This is a genomic window from Microcoleus harperi Pol14_C6, from assembly GCF_036701295.1.
Taxonomy (GTDB): Bacteria; Cyanobacteriota; Cyanobacteriia; order Cyanobacteriales; family Microcoleaceae; genus Microcoleus.
In genome coordinates this window covers 100,663-121,632 of sequence record NZ_JAUBQN010000006.1, presented here as the reverse complement: position 1 = coordinate 121,632, position 20,970 = coordinate 100,663, and the positions used below count along the sequence as shown (strand labels likewise).

13 protein-coding genes are annotated in these 20,970 nt (G+C 46.7%); 5 read left to right on the top strand and 8 right to left on the bottom strand.

Annotation, left to right across the window (positions count from 1 at the left end):
* Positions 1–13 precede the first annotated feature (13 nt).
* On the top strand, positions 14–832 hold the full coding sequence (locus tag QUA27_RS07090) for a carbohydrate ABC transporter permease (RefSeq protein WP_333067169.1): 819 nt from the start codon (positions 14–16) through the stop codon (positions 830–832).
* A 241-nt stretch (positions 833–1,073) separates the two neighbouring features.
* On the top strand, positions 1,074–1,322 hold the full coding sequence (locus QUA27_RS07085) for a transporter suffix domain-containing protein (protein ID WP_333067168.1): 249 nt from the start codon (positions 1,074–1,076) through the stop codon (positions 1,320–1,322).
* A gap of 60 nt (positions 1,323–1,382) precedes the next feature.
* Here QUA27_RS07085 and QUA27_RS07080 read toward each other — a convergent pair whose 3' ends face one another.
* A complete protein-coding gene (locus QUA27_RS07080; protein ID WP_333067167.1) occupies positions 1,383–2,411 on the bottom strand; it encodes a hypothetical protein in 1,029 nt (342 codons plus the stop codon).
* A 116-nt stretch (positions 2,412–2,527) separates the two neighbouring features.
* On the opposite strand from QUA27_RS07080, the gene QUA27_RS07075 reads away from it, so the two are divergent.
* Positions 2,528–2,662 carry a hypothetical protein gene (locus tag QUA27_RS07075; protein WP_333067166.1) on the top strand — a complete coding sequence of 45 codons (135 nt, stop codon included), beginning with the start codon at positions 2,528–2,530 and terminating at the stop codon, positions 2,660–2,662.
* Positions 2,663–2,705: 43 nt separating this feature from the next.
* On the opposite strand, the gene QUA27_RS07070 is transcribed toward QUA27_RS07075, so the two are convergent.
* The 7 genes from QUA27_RS07070 to treZ all read right to left on the bottom strand — a co-directional run bounded on the left by QUA27_RS07070 (position 2,706) and on the right by treZ (position 17,475).
* A complete protein-coding gene (locus QUA27_RS07070; protein WP_333067165.1) occupies positions 2,706–5,909 on the bottom strand; it encodes an efflux RND transporter permease subunit in 3,204 nt (1,067 codons plus the stop codon).
* Between the two features lie 172 nt (positions 5,910–6,081).
* The gene (locus QUA27_RS07065; RefSeq protein ID WP_333067164.1) at positions 6,082–7,863 is read right to left on the bottom strand and encodes an efflux RND transporter periplasmic adaptor subunit; all 1,782 of its coding nucleotides are present in this window, start codon (positions 7,861–7,863) and stop codon (positions 6,082–6,084) included.
* A 273-nt stretch (positions 7,864–8,136) separates the two neighbouring features.
* On the bottom strand, positions 8,137–8,745 hold the full coding sequence (locus tag QUA27_RS07060; RefSeq protein WP_333067163.1) for a helix-turn-helix transcriptional regulator: 609 nt from the start codon (positions 8,743–8,745) through the stop codon (positions 8,137–8,139).
* Positions 8,746–9,463: 718 nt separating this feature from the next.
* On the bottom strand, positions 9,464–9,976 hold the full coding sequence (locus tag QUA27_RS07055) for a DUF4112 domain-containing protein (protein WP_333067162.1): 513 nt from the start codon (positions 9,974–9,976) through the stop codon (positions 9,464–9,466).
* Between the two features lie 197 nt (positions 9,977–10,173).
* Positions 10,174–12,081 (bottom strand): molecular chaperone DnaK, encoded by a 1,908-nt coding sequence (dnaK, locus tag QUA27_RS07050; RefSeq protein WP_333067161.1) that lies wholly within the window; start codon positions 12,079–12,081, stop codon positions 10,174–10,176.
* Positions 12,082–12,622: 541 nt separating this feature from the next.
* On the bottom strand, positions 12,623–15,418 hold the full coding sequence (gene treY / locus QUA27_RS07045) for a malto-oligosyltrehalose synthase (RefSeq protein WP_333067247.1): 2,796 nt from the start codon (positions 15,416–15,418) through the stop codon (positions 12,623–12,625).
* A gap of 233 nt (positions 15,419–15,651) precedes the next feature.
* Positions 15,652–17,475, bottom strand: coding sequence for a malto-oligosyltrehalose trehalohydrolase (gene treZ / locus QUA27_RS07040; protein WP_333067160.1), 1,824 nt, complete (start codon positions 17,473–17,475; stop codon positions 15,652–15,654).
* 316 nt (positions 17,476–17,791) lie between these two features.
* Between treZ and QUA27_RS07035 the strand changes: the two genes are divergently transcribed.
* Entirely contained in the window at positions 17,792–19,852 is a 2,061-nt protein-coding gene (locus QUA27_RS07035) for an amylo-alpha-1,6-glucosidase (protein ID WP_333067159.1), read from the top strand.
* Between the two features lie 35 nt (positions 19,853–19,887).
* A complete protein-coding gene (locus tag QUA27_RS07030; RefSeq protein WP_333067158.1) occupies positions 19,888–20,928 on the top strand; it encodes a glucokinase in 1,041 nt (346 codons plus the stop codon).
* The last annotated feature ends 42 nt before the right edge of the window (positions 20,929–20,970 follow it).

Sequence of the window (20,970 nt, the reverse complement as noted above, 5' to 3'; positions counted from 1 at the left end):
AATTCACAATTTTATGGGTAAATCCTTTGACAGATCTCAAGCGCTGGAACTACTGAGTTTTATTTTGTTGCTGGCGGGGGCTGCGCTGGTGCTGCTGCCACTGGCTGCTGTATTTTTAGTTTCTATATCACCATCTGGTATCGGTGTCAAGACCACAGGCCTGACTTTTGCGAACTATCAGGAGGCTTGGCGGCGGGGCAATTTTTTGTTGGCATTTGTTAATTCTACTGTAGTGGCGATCGCAGTGACGGGTTTTCAGGTTGTGACTTCTGCTTTGGCCGGTTATGCTTTGGCCAGGCTAAAGTTTCGGGGGCGACAGGCCATTGTGTTGGGGGTTTTGGCAACTCTGGTAATTCCGTTTCAGCTTTTGGTGATTCCCATTTTCATGGTTTTGAAGTGGGGTCATCTGCTGAATACCTACGGGGCGCTGATTTTGCCGACGGCGGCTAACGGTTTTGGGATTTTTCTGCTGCGCCAGTATTTTATGACGGTTCCGGTGGAGTTGGAGGAGGCTGCAATGCTGGATGGGGCTAACCGATGGCAGGTTTTGTGGCAGGTGATGTTACCTTTGGCCCGCCCTGCTTTGGTGACGCTGTTTTTGTTTACCTTTATCGGGGAGTGGAACGATTTGTTTAAGCCGCTGGTATTTACGACGCGGCCGGAGTTGCGGACTGTGCAGTTGGTTCTGGCTGAATTTCAGGAACAGTTTACTAGCAGTTGGCAGTTGTTGATGGCGGCGGTGGTAATTGGAACTGTACCTGTGGTGTTGCTGTTTTTGGCCGGTCAACGGCAGTTTATTCGGGGGATTGCGGCGACCGGAATTAAGAATTGAGTTGGAGAGGCTTCGCAATTAAGTTTGTAGTCATTTGTGGAACCATTCTCAAGAACAGGCAAGATTCCTGTTCCACAAATACTAAATATTCTTGTGGGACACGCATCTTGCCTGTTGCTGACATTGGTTTCAGATGTGAGTTTGTAGTAACTCGGCGATGGAAATCGCTACGATACAAACCACGTCAACTTTCAGCACACTAACAGATAAAGGGAATATCAAAGCTGTATTATGTGAATCTATGCAAAAGCTCGGTTTGTTTTTATTTATCGTATCTTTTATACCGTGGTTGGCAGTCTTATTTGTTGTGCCCTTCCTGCCGCTGGACATTCCCCAAAAAACTACTTTATCTGTAGTTCTAGTTGTTGGGGCAGAGGTTTGTTTTTGGATTAGCGTAGTGCTGTTGGGGAAAGAAGTAGTTACCAAATATCGGCGTTATTTGCATCCCCGCTATCTTTGGAAAAAAATCCGAAATTTCAACCGCAGATGAACAGGGTTCGACGCAGATATTCACCCTGGATGTGGGCGTTTATCTGCGGTCAAGATTGAGCTATTCGCTGAAAATTTGCAAGCGAATCGAGCGTTCTCCGTCTCCAAAATCCACTTCAATCTTTTCTCCCGAAAGACTGTCCAAGCACCCCAAAAGCAACCGCAAATTGGGTGTGCTTGCTCCTGTATCCACGTACAATCTATCTGCCAAACTGCCTAAACGCTTCCAAATCGTGTAGAGTTTGACTACTGTTTGTTCTAGCTGTGCGGCTTGTTTTACAACGTCGGCGGTGGTTCCCAAACATCCTACTCGCAAAGATTCTTCTAAGGCCATTTCCATGTCTAAGTGAGGCTGATTGAGAGCTTGCACTTGAGCGGCGGCGTCGAGATATTTTGATAAGTTCTTGGCGTCGGATGTTAGCTGTTTGACAGTATCTACGTCGGGATTTTCTGCTACTTCTTTTTGAATTTCGCTTTGGTGAGATGGGGAGAGTTTCTCCATTTCTTTGACTAAAGGAGCGAGGTAGCGGGAAGGTAGAGAACCGGTAGATGCTTTTTCTTTGACTTCTTCTGGCAATAAATCTGAGTTCATTGCCATCCATTCGTCGGAGAGTTGTTTGACTTCGCGGCGGGTGATGCGATCGCCACTTGCTGCGGCATCTGTTACCATTTGCTGCACTTCGGGAGATGCTTTGGCGGTTTCTACAAAGGCTCTTTTGCTGAAGTTTCTAATGGAATTTGGGTCTAAATCTCCTTGCTGGATCAGAGTATCGGCACTATTAGCTAATTCTATCAAAGAATAGGCTTGACTTTTGCCAATTTCTCTTTCTTTTAGCCAGTTTAAAAAGCCTGTTCCGCGTCCTTCGCCACCTTTTTTTTCTCTGTCTCTAACTGTTCGGAGGATTCGTCCCCGCCAAATGTCGGTTTGCAAGTCGAAGCGATCGCACACTTTCCAGGCATTGTCAACCTGATTTTCAAAATCAAACTCTGGTATTTGTTCGTCTTCAGGATCTGGCAATTGGAAATTGATATCGGTAAAGCCGTTGAGGGCTTCTGCAAGTTCTGCGGGATTTAGGGGGACTTCAGCCATTAGGAAAAATTTGTGTAGTGCAACAGCCAGTTTAATTGGTAACTTGCACGGGTTGACAGTTGAGACGCTATATGTAGCGGTAAGGTAGGCAAAATTTACCTACTAATAGAGTTTTTGTGCAAGTCATATCATTATTGCACGATGGGGTGCGATCGGGCGATCGCTACCTGCACAAAAAGTCTTCTCCGAGAGTAACCGCACAGCGTCGCAACAATCAAAAATTCGGTGGCACAGATAGTCGGGTATGTTGAAGAAAGAACCATTAACCGGATAGTTAAAGGAACTAATTACCAACTAAAACGGCGATACTTTATCGCGTTCAACCTCCTCGTGGGAAGCCGTTTTCCCGTTCAAAGTTGTACCCTCCTCGGGAAGATTTTCTAATCGATCGCGCTTCTTAAAGCGATCGCGAGCCGAGACAACCACCACATACAGAACCGGCACCATAAACAAACTCAAGAAAGTAGAAACCACCATCCCCCCTGCGATCGCATTCCCTAGCGATCGGCGACTAGCTGCACCCGCACCTTCTGGGTTAACCAGAGGAGCAATACCCAAAATGAAAGCCAGAGAAGTCATCAAAATCGGTCGTAAACGCTCTTGAGAAGCCTCAACTGCCGCCTTAGCAATTGGATATCCCCGCTCCCGTAACTGGTTCGCAAACTCCACGATTAAAATCGCATTTTTACTAGCCAATCCAATCAACATCACCAAACCAATCTGGCAATAAACATCATTCGCCAAGCCCCGCAACGACTGAGCTAAAAGTGCACCCAAAATCGCCAGAGGAACCGCCAGCAAAATAATGAAAGGATCGACATAATTTTCGTACTGAGCAGCCAACACCAAGAACACAAAAATCAGCCCCAAACCGAAAATAATCGGTGCTTGACCCCCCGACTCAATTTCTTCTAAAGAACTCCCCGACCATTCATAGCCAAAACCCGAGGGCAAAACTTGAGCCGACACCTTTTCCATCGATTTTAGCGCCTGTCCAGAACTCGAACCCGGAGCCGGAGTGCCAGTAATTTCAATTGACCTATATAAATTGTAGTGGTTAACTGTTTGCGCCCCCACCACCGGAGTTATCTTCACCAAATTGCTCAAAGCAATCATTTCATTCTTTCCAGAACGCACATACAATTTGCCAATATCTTCAGGGTTATCACGAAACTGTTTATCCGCCTGAACATACACCCGATAATTGCGCTGCTGGAGGTTAAAATCATTCACATACTGAGCACCCAGAGCCGTTTGTAACGTACTGAAAACATCATTAATGGGAATATCTAGAGCCTTAGCTCGATTGCGGTCAACCTCCACAATTAACTGAGGTGTATTCGCTGCAAACGTACTAAATACCGCCTGCAAGCCCGGTGTCTGATTTGCCTGCTTTAAAATCCCGCCCATAGTCTGGACTAAGGCATCTAAACCGCTGTTACCTTTGCGGTCTTGCAATTGAAATTGGAAACCCCCAAATTGACCTAAACCTTGAATAGCAGGCGGATTCACAGGGAAAATTCTCGCTTCTGGAATCGAGAAAAACTTACCCCGCAACTTACCAATAATCGCTTGTACAGTTTGATCTTCTCCGTGACGTTCGTCCCAGGCTTTAAGTGTAGTAAATATAATGCCTTGATTAGAAGTGCTACCGCTAAAACCAAATCCACCCACTGAAAAAGTCCCGACAACTTCAGGAAGTTTGAGGATTTCTTCTTCTACTTGATCCATTACTTTCTGAGTGTATTGCAGCGAAACACCTTGGGGTCCTTGAATAATTGTCAGAAAATAGCCCTGGTCTTCTTCCGGGATAAATGCTGTGGGTACTGATAAATAAAGCCAAGCTGTTACTCCCAGAGAAGCAATGAACACGAGGGTGACAATAGTCTTAATTCCTGTGAGAAATATTAAGGATTTCCGATATTGCCGCTGTACCCAATCTAGAACTCCATTAAAACGGTCAAAAACCCAACCTACCGGGCCCCCAAACTTCGGCCCTCGACGCAGTAATATAGCTGAAAGTGAGGGGGTGAGAGTAATAGCAATAAAGGTAGAAAGCAGAACTGAAAAAGCAATTGTCAGCGCAAATTGTTTATAAAGCGCTCCTGTAGTTCCGGGGAAAAATGCCACTGGCACGAATACTGCCATCAACACTAAAGAAGTCGCAATTACAGCGCTAAAAAGCTCCCGCATTGACTCAAAAGCCGCTTCGCGGGCATTCATCCCTTGTCGGATCAGGCGGTCAATATTTTCTACTACAATGATAGCGTCATCAACCACTAATCCGGTCGCTAATGTCAGGCCAAACAGAGATAAACTGTTAATCGTAAATCCGAAAACTTTGATAAAGGCAAACGTCCCAATCAAAGAAATTGGAATTGTGATGGTAGGAATAATAGTTGTGCGCCAGTCTTGCAAGAAAACAAAAATCACTATCACCACTAGCAAGACTGCTTCAAATAATGTCTTGACTACTTCTGCCATCGACTCTTCTACAAACAAAGTCGTGTCCAGCGCTACTCTGTGTACCAACCCCGGAGGGAAAGCAACAGCTAGTTTTTCCATTTCTGTTTTGACGGCATGGGCAACATTCAAAGCATTACTTCCAGGCAGTTGGTAAATCCCTAAACCTACTGCATCATTGCCTCGAAATCGCAGAAATGAGCTGTAATTCTCTGCCCCTAGTTCTGCTCTCCCCACATCTTTTAATTTAACTAACGTTCCATTTGTCTCTGTTTTGAGGACAATTTCTTCAAATTCGGCTGGTTCTTTGAGGCGACTTTCAGCACGCAAGTCAATTTGATACATTTGTCCCTGTGGAGCCGGTTCTTGACCAACTCTCCCAGCACCAACTTGCAAGTTTTGTTCGTTGAGAGCCGTCGTTACATCTTGCATTGTGAGACGGCGAGCTGCTAGTTTATTGGGGTCTATCCATAAACGCATTGCATAGCGTCTTTCCCCAAAAATTCGCACGTCGCCAACACCTTTTACCCGCTTTAAAGCATCTGCTAAATATAGGTCAGCGTAGTTGCTTAAAAATATGGTGTCGTATTCTTTATTTTCTGTAAATAAACCGATCGCTAATAGGAGACTTGTAGATTGTTTGGTAACTCTAACTCCTGTGCGTTGTACGGCATCTGGTAGTTGTGGTTGAGCAACTGCAACTCGATTTTGAACATCGACGCCGGCAATGTCTTTGTTGCGCGAGGAATCAAAGGTAGCTGTAATGGTGCTAGTGCCATCGTTACTACTACTGGAAGTTAGATATTTGAGTCCTTCAACGCCGTTGATTTGTCTTTCTAGGATGTTCGTAACTGCATTTTCGACAATTTCAGCACTCGCACCGCTATAGTTAGATGTGACGTTAATTTGGGTTGGGCTAATGTCGGGGAAGCGCTCGATAGGTAGGGTGGGAATGCTGATTGCGCCTACCAAGATAATAATTAAGGCGCAGACGCTAGCAAAGACTGGTCGTTTAATAAAGAAATCTGCAAACATAATTTTGTTAATTGCTAATTCTAATTCCTAATTCCTAATTGCCCTTCAGTCACAAATTCAAATAGCCCCCTTTTTAATAGCTGAGCAATCAAGTAGTTTCATATAAGGTACATAGTTGCGCTTCAGCGCTCTTAAGAGGTGAATCAAGAGGGCTGCAGCGCAACAACATACGTTATTTTGTGCTTCCTACTGGTAATTTTTCTCCTGCTCCTTTTCCTTCCTCTTGAGCCATAATGGGAGCGCCGTCTGTCAGGTTAAGGATGCCTGCGGTAACAATTTTTTCCCCGGCTTGCAAACCTTCGATAACTTGATAATTATTCCCCTCAATCGCTCCCAATTTCACGGCTTTTTGGCGCGCTACTAAAGGTGGCATTCCAGGTTTTTGCTGTTCCGGCTTTTGAGCTGTGAACACAAAAGTTTCCCCACCTAAGCGAGTGACTGCTGTTACTGGAACTAAAATTCCGGGGTTCTGTTTCCAGATGACTTTAGCTTTTACAAACTGGAGATTAAGCAGTTCGCCACCGGGGTTGGGAAAGGTGGCTTTAGCTAAAATTGTTTGGGAATTGGCGCTGACGTTTGGGGAGATAAAACTGATTTGACCTTGGGCGATCGCCTTACCTTGAGCGTCGAGCATTTGTACTGGCAGCCCTAAGCGTAATTGAGGCTGCCGTTCCAAAGGAATTGATAACCGCAAGTCTAGCAATTGATTCTCTGTCAGGGTGGCAATGGCGTTACCTTTTTGCAAGTAATCACCTACTTTCACTGGTATGTCGCCGATGACTCCCGCGAAGGGCGCGATGACAGCAGTTTCTTGCAGTTGTACTTCAAAGCCGCGCACTTGAGCGGCGGCTTCGGCAACTTGCGCTTCAGCTTGATCGAGCTGTTCTTGGCGCGTACCGTTGGCTAACTGCGCTAATCTGCTCTTGGCTTGTGCGACTTCTGCTTCGGCTTTGGCTATTTCCTCTGGGCGCGAACCGTTTTGCAATTGCCGCAAAGCTTGGCGCTGCTGTTGCAAGGCTGCTGTCCGGCGCTCGATCTCGGCTTGTCTGTTCTTTTGCCGCTGCTCGAACCGCCTTTGAGCTTCTCGGAGATTGGCTTTGGCGGTGCCTTCTTTTTGGGTGTATTGTTCGAGGGTGTTGGCGGATTCTGCACCTTCTTTTGCCAAGGCCTGATATCTGGCAAGCTGCTGGCTGGCTAATTTTGCTTCGGCTGTGCTTGCCTCTATTTGCGCTCTTGCTTGGGCAATGTCTTCTAAGAGGCTCCCTGTTTGAGCGTCGGCGAGGTCGGCTTCAGCTTGGCTAACGCGGGCTTGGGCTTGACCAATTTCTTCTGGCCGAGAGCCCGATCGCAGTTGGGCGAGGTTGGCTTGGGCTTGGGCGACTTGGGCTTGAGCTTGGGCGATTTCTTCGGGCCTTGCTCCTGCTTGCAATTCGGCTAAATGGGATTGAGCGCGAATCAGGTTGGCTTGGGATTCCCTCAAGTCAGCTTGGGCGCTGTCGCTTTTCATGCGGGCGATGGCTTGCCCTTTGTTTATGAAGTCCCCGGATTTGACAAAAATCTCCGTGACTAGCCCTTCTACTTGGGGTTTGATCTCTACCGAACGCTTGGCTTCTAAGCTGCTGACAAATTCTGAGGCATCTTGGACTGAGCTGGTTTGTACGGCTGCGAGCTTGACTGGTATGCCTGGGGGTTGGGCTGCTGCTGCCGGTTGCTGTGCGCGATTATGACCCGATTGCCATGAGTACCAGCCGAAACCTGCGGCGCCTGTGGCGATCGCGAGCGCGGCAATTACGGGCCACCGCGATCGTGGTTTAGCAATAGGTTCGGGGCGACCGGCAACGGCCGCAGAATCCTGCTGTTGCTCGCTGTCTGCATCGGTTGGGTGCAGTTCCGGTGTGAGAGATTTTTGCTCTTGGGCTTCAACGACGGATTCTGGGGATTTAGAATAACTCATGGGCAGCACCACTTAGATTTTTTTTTAACATCGGACTTACTGAGACTTTGGCGGAATTAAAGATTCCTCCGGTGCCCCTCAAACAGGGGGGGAATAAGGACAAGCGATTTTAAACAGGATGGAATTGAGAAAGTCCCTTTTTAATGGGGTTGGGGTATGTGAAGCGCTTTAGTCTGCCGATCGCAGTTAGCCAAGCTAGGGAGGGATTATTTTTAGGAAAGCTTTTTGTTATCTCTCAAAAGTTACGATGCCAGAGAAGATTACACATCCTTCTTATGACTCACCTGAGTGGGTGAGTTGGAAGGATTTTTCCTTGGAGTCGGCGGATTCAGGGAAGGTTGGGGACTCACGCACTCCGGCGATCGCGCTTCTTTCCTTGGCTAGCTGCTCGGTTAACCACTCTATCTCTGACGCCAGCACTGACTTGCAGCGATCGCGAGAGGCGAATTGATAGCCGTCGGTTAGTGGGTATTCGCTCTTGAGGCTTTCGATATGGTCTTGCCGGGTGTAACAGGCTCGCAAGCGGTGTTCCAACAATTTCATCCGTTCTTCGGGTTCTAAGTCCCCAAAAAAGAAAAACTTAATTCGGAACCGGGAACCACTGTTAACCCAGCTTTCTTGAGGGTGTTCGAGCATTTTTTGCCGCCAGAGTTCGCGCCCTTTGGCGGTAATTCCGTAGATTTTGCGCGGACAACCCGCATCTCCGGCTTCTTCGGCAATTACCGAAATCTCCCCTCGCTCTTCCAAGCGCTTCAGCAGCGGGTAAATTGCTCCGTAGTTGACGCTGATGCAACTGCTCATAAACAGCTCCAGTTGTTGCTTTAACCGATAGCCGTGCAGGGGTTGCAACTGTAGCAGCCCAAGGGCTGATAATTCAAGCATTTATATCAAATTGATATTATAGTCTGAATTATATAACTATATCTGACTCAAGGGCGATCTGGTCAATAGCTAATTTGAAAGAAATTATATGATGCACAGAAACTAATATTTGTCAATATCCTTAATATATATTTTTTGTATTTCAATAAAGGGCGATCGCTTTATAATTATAGAATCCATTTGAGAAATAACAATAGTGCTGATTTACCTCGATTTCGCTCAGAGGAACGGCAGAATCTCACTTGTGTTCAAAGTGAGATTCTGCCGATCTTGGATGTGTCCGAAATGATTTAAGAGACTCTGCTCAATAGGTGCGATTTCTGCCACATATCTCTTTTGGGTAAAAGCACCAGAACTTTTCTTGGCATGGGTTGGTTGAATTTTAAAACCTCATATATTTTAGTATTTCTTGAGGAGCTATCGCAGCCGCTGTTTTTTCGTAGCTGATAGTCATATCATTTATGTATTTTTTTGGCTACTAAACAAGTGTTGAGTGGATTTTAAGGTAGCGTGTTTCTAAGGTTAGAGTGTGTGAGATTGTCGCTTTTTATTGAGAAATTAAAGAATAAGAATGCACTCTATGCGTCACTTAAACTCAGATGTTATTACCTGTGAACAATCATCCTCAAATATACTTTATTAAGCACAAATTATCTCAAATAAGATGCTTTTGACATGACACCAGTAGAGTGATTTATCTCGATCCTCAAACCAAAACTCAACGTCCTGCAATCACTTGAAATAGCCAGCCAAAAAGCATCACACTCAAGAATATCACGCCTCCGACAATTAACATCAAACCCAACAGCAACACCGCCACAAATAGCCAATCGGCTTTTTTGCCTTGTTCGGGGGAACCTAAATGAGCATCCAGCAATTCTATATTTTTGACATTAGCTTTCCAAGCAACATCCAACAAATCTCCGGCTACCGGTACAGTACCAGCAACTGTATCAAATACGATATTAGCTGCCATTTTTACTAAAGTCTCTTGAGGCACTCCCATTTGAGCGGATTTAAAGACAACATATCCTGCAAAAATTGAACTAATTAAATCGCCGCCGCCCGGTATAAGTCCCAATATCGGATCGAGTCCAATGCGGTATTTTGTGCCGGGAATCGGAATTGCATTGTCTAGTAAATGGCTGATCCGGCGGAGTCGGCGCAAGGATGCAACATGAGATGGGCTGGGAGTATTTGGGGAGGAATTCTGTATAGGAGAACGTGACATTTAATTGCTCTCGATTGCTATATTACTGCTAGTTTATGATATTTATTGAACCATATTCAAGTTTTTTCACTCTGCCTCAAGCAGATTTTTCCTGATTTGGGCCGATCGGCTGTTGTTTGTTTTTGAATGAACAGAAACCCGGTTTCTGTTCAAAACCGGGTTTCTTGCTTCTAGCTACGGGCTTTTAGTTAAGCCTGTTATTTGTTGCCTTCAGTGAAGTCGGCGTCAATTACGTCGTCGCCGCCGCCTGTCGGGCCGCCGTCTCCGTAGCCACCAGGGCCGCCAGGGCCATCAGTTGGGCCGCCTGCTTGCTGGTACAGGTTGCTGCTGACAGCGTAGAATGCTTGCTGCAACTCTGTTGTTAGGGTTTTGATGCGATCGTCATCTTCACTGGCGATCGCCTCGCGCAAATCCTTGACCAACCCTTCAATCTTAGTTTTGTCATCAGCGGGAACTTTATCGCCCAATTCGGCCAACTGCTTCTCGATTTGATAGGCTTGAGAATCAGCTTGGTTTTTGCGATCGATCCTTTCGCGACGCTCTTTGTCTGCAGCCGCATTCGCCTCGGCTTCCTTGACCATTTTCTCGACTTCATTGCTGGGCAAAGTAGAAGCACCAGTAATGCTAATCGATTGCTCCTTACCAGTACCTTTATCCTTAGCAGCTACATTCAAAATACCGTTAGCATCGATATCGAAAGTAACTTCAATTTGAGGTACGCCACGGGGGGCTGGAGGAACTCCATCTAAGCGGAAGGTTCCCAAATCCTTATTATCATTCGCCATTTCCCGTTCGCCTTGCAAAACGTGAATTTCCACGTTTGTTTGGCCGTCTACAGCAGTCGAGAAAGTTTCCGACTTCTTGGTAGGAATAGTGGTGTTGCGGGGAATGATTTTGGTCATCACGCCGCCCAAGGTTTCGACGCCGAGAGACAGCGGAGTAACGTCGAGCAACAGGATGTCTTTGACTTCGCCGGAGAGTACGCCTGCTTGAATTGCTGCACCCACTGCGACCACTTCGTCCGGGTTTACCGTTTGGTTGGGTTCTTTGCCAAGGAGTTTTTTGACCAGTTCTTGCACCGCAGGAATCCGCGTAGAACCACCAACTAAGACGACTTCATTAATTGCAGATTTGTCTAATTTGGCGTCGCGGATCGCATTTTCTACGGGGATGCGAGAGCGATCGATCAAATCCGAGCACAGTTCTTCAAACTTGCCCCGCGTCAAAGTCGTGTCCAAGTGTTTTGGCCCGTCTTGAGTCGCGGTAATAAACGGCAGGTTGATTTCTGCTTGGGTAACGCTCGAAAGCTCAATCTTGGCTTTTTCTGCTGCTTCCGTCAGGCGTTGCAGTGCTTGTTTGTCTTTGCGGAGGTCAATGCCTTCTGCTCTTTGGAATTCGTTAGCAATGTAATCGACGATTTTTTTGTCGAAGTCGTCACCGCCGAGGTGAGTGTCTCCAGAAGTTGCTAACACTTCAAACACGCCGTCGCCTACTTCGAGAATAGATACGTCGAAAGTACCGCCACCTAAGTCAAATACGAGGATGGTTTCGTTGCTCTTTTTATCTAACCCGTAAGCTAAAGCTGCTGCTGTAGGTTCGTTAATAATCCGCAGCACTTCTATACCAGCAATTTTTCCCGCGTCTTTCGTAGCTTGGCGCTGGGAGTCGTTGAAATAAGCGGGAACAGTAATTACCGCTTGGGTAACTGTTTCGCCGAGGTATTTGCTGGCGTCTTCTACAAGTTTGCGGAGAACTTGTGCAGAAATTTCTTCTGGGGCAAATTGCTTGCCGCGGGCGGGACAGTCTAGTTTAAGGCTGTTGCCAACTTTGAGGACTTTGTAGGAAACTTCAGTGGTTTCATGGGCTACTTCATCAACCCGACGCCCGATAAACCGTTTTACTGAGTAAAAGGTGTTTTCGGCGTTCATCACGGCTTGACGCTTGGCGATTTGTCCGACAAGTTGATCGCCATTTTTCGCGTATGCTACTACAGAAGGTGTGGTGCGACCCCCTTCGGCGTTGGCTATGACGGTGGGTTTGCCGCCTTCCATAACTGCGACGCAGGAGTTTGTCGTACCTAAGTCAATTCCAACTACTTTTCCCATAGGGGTGTTCCGGCTCCAATCTCTACAAAATTTTGGTGTTTTATCTGTGCGATAGTCTGGTTATTCAGGACTGCGATTTTACCTCGCGGTTTACGGGTAGTGAGTCCTGCTTTAATACAGTCTTCGATAGGGTGCTGATCTCTATACTGCGGGCGGTAGACCTTGCGATGAAGGGGTATTTACCGAACCTCTTGGGGGACGGTTGCATCCGTGAGGCTTGCACCGCTACAGTTGTTGACTGCTTTGCTTTTCTTTACTCTTCCCAATGTACGGTGTGCGATCGATTCGGGTATTGTGGCAAACCGTATACGTTGTGTTGTATTTGCCGTCTTTGTTGTATAAATTTTGTTTGGTTGGTATGGGCGATCGGTTTTTTGACTTCAAATCAGGTTTAATATCAATTCTAAAAAGGGACACGGCATTGCCGTGCCCCTATGGGTTTACTTCCAGGCTGTGCCTGGGAAGGAATATATTGAGGGAGAGCCTCAAGTCCGCCTGCTGGGAATCTCGGATTATTCGGGAATTTTCCAGCTTTTAATTGCTATTTTTTACCGATCAGCAGAGCTGCTGGAAAGTAAGTCAGAGCTTCACCAATTGCCAACGTACCGTTACTTTCTACCGCCTGATTTGTAATTGCATCTTTCCAAACCGACGGCATTTGCTCGGATAATTTCAAATTAGTATCTTTCCAGACTTGTTTGCCGATCGGCATTTCTTCCGGTTTGACAATTCCCGTCAAAAACCGGGGAGCAATGACAATAACCGTAGTCTCTCCAAAGCTTCTGGCAAAGGCAACAACATTATCTTTAAACGTGCCAACTGTTTGCAGGGGCAGATAATCGCCTGATTGAAAAACTTGCAAGTATTTTTTTCTCGCTTCTAGGGCTCTTGCCGTCAAAAATAACTTAATTCTCGCATCTTCTCGCGTCGCAATCAAATCTTCAACCAGTTGCAAAATATCCGTCTGAGCTTGCTCTTTAATTTCCCGCAAAACCTCGATTCTGCGGTCAAAATCAACGGGACGGCGGTTATCCGGATCGACGTGGCTTAAATCCCAAAATTCCGTCCCTTGATAAATGTCGGGAACGCCCGGAGCCGTGATTTTCAGCAGCGTTTGAGATAAAGAATTGAAAATTCCGTAATTAGCTACTTTTTTACAGAAAGGTGTAAATTTATTGAGAAACTGATTTTGTTCCGAAGGTTCGAGAACGCTATCGACAAAGGTCATAAAACCAGCTTCGTAATCGTTATCGGGTCTCAGCCAAGCCGTATAAACTTTGGCTTCGCGGACGGCTTTAATGACATAATCTTTCAGGCGATCGACATAATCAGTGTTTTCAATTCCCTCAAAGGGAAAACTGCCGAGCAGAGTTTGGTACAGGAAGTATTCGTCATTAGTATCTGGAACCATTCGATTCACAAAGTTGACTTTCTTAGAGGAGTTTACCTCTCTCCAAGACCTGACTTGCTGTTCCCATTCATCGGGAATTTCTGACAAAACGTTTATTCTGGCTCGCACATCTTCGCCGCGTTTAGTATCGTGGGTAGCTGTCGCATTCATTTTGTGTGGCCAAGCGGCTTGCTGTTGTTTGTTGAACTCGTGAAAATCTCCCAGGGACACGCCAAACTGACTGGGATTTCCTCCCACTTCGTTGAGGGATAAAAGCCGATAGTAGACGTATAAAAGCGTGTCTTCAACGCCTTTTGCCATTAATGGGCCTGTCAACTGCTGGAGTTTCATTACGAAGTGCCTGCGCTGCTCTTTTTGTTCGGGTGTTAGAGTTTCTTCTTCTTCGAGCAACAGCACCGTTTCGATAAAATTAAGTTCCTTGAGGAGTCGCGGTACTTGTTCTTTGGCATGGGCGATCGCATATTTTACGTAAGTGCGATCGGACTCTCTCAAGCCATCTTGATTGATGTAAGTTCGGTAGACTGGAAAAATCGTCAAAACAGCCGCCAATGCTTTTTCCAAACCGGGGCGAGTAAAGTCATTCCCCTGTCTCGATTGACCGGAGATATTCTTCAAAAGTTGAGCTAGATTGTCTACATCTCCCGCCAAGTTTTTCTCAACAATCAGCCCTTTTTTATCTAAAAACAACTGTTCGTAGGGAACATTCAAGCGAGTAAATCTCTGATATATTTCGCTAAATTGCTGTTCGCGATCGCACCGACAAAAAACGCCGTTTACATAATTCAAAAAGTCGTAGCCGCTAGTTCCCTCAATCGGCCAATATGACGGCAAATCTTCTTCGTGTTCCAGAATTTTTTCAACAGTAATATAAGTGTCTCCGATTTTCTCCCGGAGCCGTTTCAAATATTCTGTGGGGTCGTAAAGTCCATCGATGTGGTCGATTCTCAATCCAGTAAACTTTCCCTCATCAACCATGTCGAATATCAGAGCATGGTTTTTGTGAAAAACTTTAATTTCTTCAACTTTTACCGAAATAAGTTCGTTTACTGTAAAAAACCTTCGGTAGTTAATTTCTTCGGCCCCGACTTTCCAGAAAGACAGACGGTAAAACTGCTCGGAAAGCAAATCGTCTAGCAGATTAAAGCTTTCGGCATTTCCCTTTTCTCCGTTAAAAACTTTGATATTTTCATCAATGAATTCCTGTACAAGGGGATTTTGATTGTAGAGTTCCCACAGCAGTCCTTTGACAAAAGCTATCTGATCGTATCTGGTTTTACCTTTAGTTTCGGAAGGTGTATTTTTAATCAAATAAAGAATTCCTAAAAACTTGATAAAATCTGGATGGCGTCTGCCTAATTCCCTGGCTAAATGCCCCAAATTATGACTGATAAATTTAGCATAAGATTCAATTCTTACTGGCAATTGTAAGCTATAATAATTTATGGTCAGCCCTATTTCGCTGTATTTGAGTTGAATCTCGCCATTTTCCAAACACTCTCCATAAAAATTGCCCAGCAGCGGAGCCAGCACTCGACCTCTGAGATGTTCGTAAGCGTGATTCCATTCAATATCGAAGTAATCGAAATAGTCGGAATCTGGCCCGTGTTCCAATACGTCTAACAGCAGCAAGTTTTGAGTGTCGTAAGCCATGTGGTTCGGGACAATATCTTGCAGCCATCCCATGTTCCGTTTCTTGATTTCGTAGGTGAGGGCTTCAAAATTTTCTGATGTTCCCAATTCGGGATTGAGCTGATTTGAGTCAACGACATCGTATCCGTGAGAGCTGCCTTTTCTTGCTTTAAATATCGGTGAAGCGTAAACGTCGGTAATTCCTAAATCTTCCAGATAGCTAAGGATTTGTTTGGCGGCTTCAAAGTTAAAACCTCCATGAAATTGAATCCGATAAGTTGTTGTGGGAATTCTCATCATGTTAATTTTACTCCAGGTTTTTTAGGGTTTTCTTTTTTAATATATGAGGCAGAGCCTCCTCGACTGCATTCCTAGGCCGAGACGGGGAATGAGAGAGGATCTGCCTCCCGTTTCTTGTGGGACTATATTCTGCGGCAGAGGCTGAGAACGAGACAGGTTCTGCCTCCTGTTTCTTGTTCCTAGGCTCTGCCGGGTAACGCCTGTATTTGAGGCTCTACCTCTGGGTTTAATTACTGTAATTCATAGAGTGCGAAACTCTGCGGTTTAATGGTCAATTTTTGCTCTGAAGTTATCTTTTCAGGCAAGCTAGAACCTGAACCCATCCATTTTTCATCAGCAGAGTCTAAAATTTTGTGACCGTTGCCTTGGGGAAGTGCAGCCGTAAAAGCTACCTCTTGCCTGTTGAAGTTTAGAATGCAGAATATCTGGCTGTCATCTGTCCAGCGACGTAGAAATAAGATTTTTTCTGCTTCAATGCTTGACACTTCTAGACTGTTTTTGTCGAGTTTTTTAAGTGCCGGTATTGTCCGCCGCAGTTGAATCAAATGTTGATGCCATTCCCAAAGGATTTTGTGTTTGCCTTCGGTTTGTTTTTCCCAGTTTAACTTACACTTATTGAAAGTCTCAGGACTCTGGGGGTCGTTAAACTCGCCTCTGCCTTCAAAGATTTTAAATTCTTGTTGTTTGTCTTTGCGGACAGCTTCAATTAAGTTTTCGTCCGAGTGGGAAATGAAGTAAAAAAACGGTGCTTCTTCTCCGTATTCTTCTCCCATAAAAAAGAAGGGAATGTAGGGAGAAATTAAAACGGTTCCGGCTGCGAGTTTCAATCCTTCAAGGTCAACTATTTTGGATAATCTGTCGCCCAAAATGCGATTGCCAATTTGGTCGTGGGTTTGGGAAAATACTAGAAATTTATGACCCGGTTCATCCTTAACAGAATTGCCGTGTTTCCGCTTTCTGTGGGGGGCGTACTGGCCGGAGTAAACAAAGCTTTCTTTGAAGGCTTTTTCTAAGTGTTCGCACTTGCCGAAATCTTGGTAGTATCGGTCGTCTTCTCCGGTGAGCAAGGCGTGCAGTGCGTGGTGGAAATCATCGCACCATTGGGCGTCTAATCCGAAGCCCCCCAGTTCTTTAGGACGTATAGTGCGGACATCATTTAAGTCACTTTCGGCTATTAAGTAAAGTTGCCGTCCAAGTTCTTGGGAAACCTCGGCTGTGGCATCGGATAGTTCTTGTAAAAAAGGTCTTGCACCTACTTCAAATATTGCTTGAATTGCATCTAATCTCAGGGCATCGATGTGATAGTCTCGGAACCAGTAGAGGGCGTTTTCAATAAAGTAGTTACGCACGCCGTCGCTGTAGGCATCGTCGAAGTTGAGGGGGTCTCCCCAAATCGAGCCGTATTTTGAGGTAAAGTAGGGGCCGAAGTCCCTGAGATAATTTCCTTCGGGGCCGAGGTGGTTGTAAACTACATCGAGAATTACTGAAATACCGTGTTCGTGGCAGGCGTTGACGAGTGTTTTGAAGCCTTCCGGGCCGCCGTAGGAGTTTTGAACGGCGTAGGGATATACGCCGTCATATCCCCAGTTTCGCTCGCCGGGGAATTGGGCTACTGGCATTATTTCGATGGCGTTTATTCCCAATTCTTTAAGTTGTTTTAGCTGGGGAATTACTGCTTCAAAGGTTCCGGCTTGGGTGAATGTACCAACGTGCAGTTCGTAAATAATCATTTCGGCTAGCGGCACGCCTTGCCAATTTGTGTCAGTCCAAGTAAAGATATTTTCATCTATTACTTGCGACGGAGCGTGTACGCCTTGGGGTTGATATTTAGAGGCTGGGTCTGGTCGGTCGGTTTTTCCTTCGATTTGGTAGGTGTAAAGGGTTCCTGGTTCGATGTCTGTAGCTGTGGTTTGCCAATAACCTTCTGCTGATTGTTGCAGGGGTATCAGGCGTTTTTTTGAGGAAACAATTTGGACTGCGATTTGTTTGACGGTGGGCGCCCAAACGGTAAATTCACATTGGTTATTGCCGAGGTAATTTGCTCCTATCTTCACTTTGAGCTGTTCTCCTTATAAAATAGGTTGGTAGTTCGATCGCCCGACGCGCTATCAAATGCTTTGCCCTTAATGTTCAGCGCCTGTTTAGACGGTAATATTACTTAATATAACAAACAACTAACTTTAGACAGAGGCATCAAAGGCTAAAATCATGTATTGGGCAAAAGTAGCGGTTAGTAATGTCTAAATTAGAGCAGGAATCGGCACGGGGGCGATCGCCAAATTAGCCACTTGCAAGGGTTAATATTTCTTTTGATATCATGTCGAGAATCTACCTAAAGGTAGGTCAAAAATCAGCGCGAGTGGGGATTGTATGGTTATTGCTTTTGGACGGGAAATCTGCTGCAATCTCGACTCGGCGGAGTCTCGGGAGTGGTTGGTCACAAACGGGATCGGCGGTTACGCTAGCGGGACGATCGCAAATCTCCTCACCCGCCGCTATCACGGCTTGCTGGTAGCTGCCCTCAAACCCCCGCTGGGACGCACTTTGATGCTCGCCAAGCTGGACGAGACGGCTGTGTATAACGATCGCGCCTATCCGCTTTATACAAACCGCTGGGCCGACGCGACGATGGAACCCCACGGCTACAACTACATCGAAAGCTTTCACCTCGAAGGAACGACGCCTGTTTGGAGGTTTGCTCTCGCTGACGCTATCCTAGAAAAGCGGATTTGGATGCAGCAAGGTGCTAACACAACATATATTCAATACCGCTTGCACCGCGCCTCACAACCGATCGCCCTCGCTGTCAAAGCCCTAGTCAACTACCGCGACTACCACCACACAACTCGCGCCGACGACTGGCAGATGAGCCTAGAAACCTTGGAACGCGGGGTTTGCGTGACTGCATTTCCCAAGGCTGCACCCCTGTACCTGCTGACGGATGCCGAAGCCGAGGCAAAATTTCGAGTTTCTGCGGCTTTATACAATTGGCATTACGGATTGGACTTAGCAGCCGAAAAGCACCGCGGATTGGATTGCTGCGAGGATCACTTGCACGCGGCGACTTTTCACATGACCATCGCACCGGGAAGTTCTCTCACATTGATAGCCAGCACCGAGAAAAATCCCGAACTCAACGGCGGTAAAGCTTTAGAAGTGCGCCAGACTTATGACCAACAACTGCTGCAAAACTGGTCAAAAGTGAGCGAATCTCCCGACTGGATCAATCACTTAGTGCTCGCCGCCGACCAATTTATCGTCAGCCGCCCGCTACCGGAGGAACCCGAAGGCAAAACGATCATCGCCGGATATCCCTGGTTCAGCGACTGGGGGCGCGATACGACGATCGCCCTACCCGGTCTCACAATCTGTACCGGGCGAGCGGAAATTGCGCGATCAATTTTGCGGACATTTGCACGGTATGTCGATCGGGGAATGCTGCCGAACCGCTTCCCGGATGCGGGCGGCGAACCGGAATACAACACTGCAGACGCCACGCTGTGGTACTTTGAGGCAATTCGCGCTTATATCGATGCCACGGGCGACGACGAACTTTTGACCGAACTCTGGCCTGTGTTATGTGAGATTGTTGACTGGCACTTGCAGGGTACTCGGTATAACATCCGCGTCGATCCCGATGACGGTTTAGTCTACGCGGGCGAAACCGGCGTGCAACTGACTTGGATGGATGCGAAAATCGGCGATTGGGTGGTGACGCCTCGGATTGGTAAGCCGATCGAACTCAGCGCGCTTTGGTACAATGCTGTACAAGCAATGGCAAGTTTTGCTCGAAAACTGGGCAAGCCTCACAATGAATACCAGCAATTGGGCGATCGAACGGCCGCCGGGTTCCCTCGCTTCTGGAACGCCTCAACCGGTTACTGTTACGACGTTCTGGACGGCCCAGACGGACACGATAGCTCCTTGCGGCCCAACCAAATATTCGCCGTATCCTTGCCCCTAAACTCGATTTCTCCTCACTGGGCCAACTCCTTGTCAGGGGGGATGCGCCAGGAAACTCGCTATACACCGTTACTTACGCCCATCCAGCGTCGCGGCGTGGTGGACGGCTGCGCTCAACAGCTTCTGACTTCTCACGGCCTCCGCAGCCTCTCGCCGCAGCACCCGCAGTATCGCGGCGCATACGGAGGCGACCAATTGCAGCGCGACAGTGCCTACCACCAGGGTACAGCTTGGGGCTGGCTGATTGGCCCGTTTGTCTTGGCGCACTTGCACGTATACAAAGACCCAGCAGAAGCTCGCGAATTCCTCAAACCAATGACACATCATATAATGACCGGCGGAGTTGGCAGTCTAGGCGAAATTTTTGAGGGCGACGCCCCCCACTCGCCGCGAGGCTGCACGGCTCAAGCTTGGACTGTGGCTGAGGTGCTGCGGGCTTGGTTGGCAATTAATACTGTGGGTGTTTAAATGGGGAATGTTATCTTTGGTGGAAAAAAAGATTTATGGCATTATTATTAGCGGGCGATATTGGCGGAACTAAGACTATTTTGCGCTTGGTGGAAAGGACTGTTAACGGTGAAATGAATGCTCTTTACGAGTTTCGCTATCCGAGCGGGGAGTTCCCTGATTTAGTACCGATGGTGCAGCAGTTTTTGACGGAAGCTGCTACTAAGTTGAATTTGGCACCACAACCTGAAAAAGCTTGTTTTGCGATCGCAGGCCCGGTGGTTAACAACACTGCAAAACTGACTAATTTGCCTTGGATGCTGGAGGCGAAGCGTCTGGAACAAGAATTAGGAATATCCCGCGTCAGTTTAATTAATGATTTTGTTGCGGTTGGCTACGGCGTTTGGGGTTTGGACGATCGAGATTTACACACTTTGCAAGTAGGAAAACCCCGCGAATACGATCCAATTGCTGTGATTGGTGCGGGGACTGGTTTGGGAAAATGTTTTGCAATTCCCGATGCAAATGGCATCAGGGTTTTTTCTTCGGAAGGGGGACACGGTGACTTTGCTCCTCGTTCGGAGTTGGAGTTTGAATTGCTGAAATATTTGTTAGCCAAACACGACATTCAAAGAATTTCGATCGAGCGTGTAGTTTCGGGACTAGGGATTGTTTCAATTTACCAGTTTTTGCGGGACAGAAAGTTTGCTCCTGAATCGCCGGAGATAGGGGAAGTTATCAAAAAATGGGAGTCAGAAATCGGTAAAAGCGACAAGAGTGTCGATCCGGGGGCGACAATTGCACAGGCGGCACTCAAAAAGTGCGATCGGCTTTCGGAACAAACAATGCAAATGTTTGTAGAAGCTTACGGTGCGGTAGCAGGAAATCTGGCTGTAACACTTTTACCTTACGGCGGTTTGTACGTAGCTGGCGGCATTGCTGCTAAGATTATGCCCCTGATTCTAGAAGGGGGTTTTATGCGAGCTTTTAGGCACAAAGGCAGGATGGATTCGCTGTTAGAAATGATGCCAGTTCGATTGGTTTTGAATGATAATGTAGGGTTAATTGGAGCGGCGGTTTGTGCGGCAGGTCTTTAGTTAATAATTGTAGGGTGCGTCAGCTTTAAGTTTATAATTTTT

Coding starts and splice junctions, on each gene's coding strand:
- dnaK (WP_333067161.1), bottom strand. CDS start 12,081: ATGGGAAAAGTAGTTGGAATTGACTTAGGTACGACAAACTCCTGCGTC.
- treY (WP_333067247.1), bottom strand. CDS start 15,418: ATGAGAATTCCCACAACAACTTATCGGATTCAATTTCATGGAGGTTTT.
- QUA27_RS07030 (WP_333067158.1), top strand. CDS start 19,888: ATGGCATTATTATTAGCGGGCGATATTGGCGGAACTAAGACTATTTTG.
- QUA27_RS07055 (WP_333067162.1), bottom strand. CDS start 9,976: ATGTCACGTTCTCCTATACAGAATTCCTCCCCAAATACTCCCAGCCCA.
- QUA27_RS07080 (WP_333067167.1), bottom strand. CDS start 2,411: ATGGCTGAAGTCCCCCTAAATCCCGCAGAACTTGCAGAAGCCCTCAAC.
- QUA27_RS07085 (WP_333067168.1), top strand. CDS start 1,074: ATGCAAAAGCTCGGTTTGTTTTTATTTATCGTATCTTTTATACCGTGG.
- QUA27_RS07090 (WP_333067169.1), top strand. CDS start 14: ATGGGTAAATCCTTTGACAGATCTCAAGCGCTGGAACTACTGAGTTTT.
- QUA27_RS07035 (WP_333067159.1), top strand. CDS start 17,792: ATGGTTATTGCTTTTGGACGGGAAATCTGCTGCAATCTCGACTCGGCG.
- QUA27_RS07060 (WP_333067163.1), bottom strand. CDS start 8,745: ATGCTTGAATTATCAGCCCTTGGGCTGCTACAGTTGCAACCCCTGCAC.
- QUA27_RS07065 (WP_333067164.1), bottom strand. CDS start 7,863: ATGAGTTATTCTAAATCCCCAGAATCCGTCGTTGAAGCCCAAGAGCAA.
- QUA27_RS07070 (WP_333067165.1), bottom strand. CDS start 5,909: ATGTTTGCAGATTTCTTTATTAAACGACCAGTCTTTGCTAGCGTCTGC.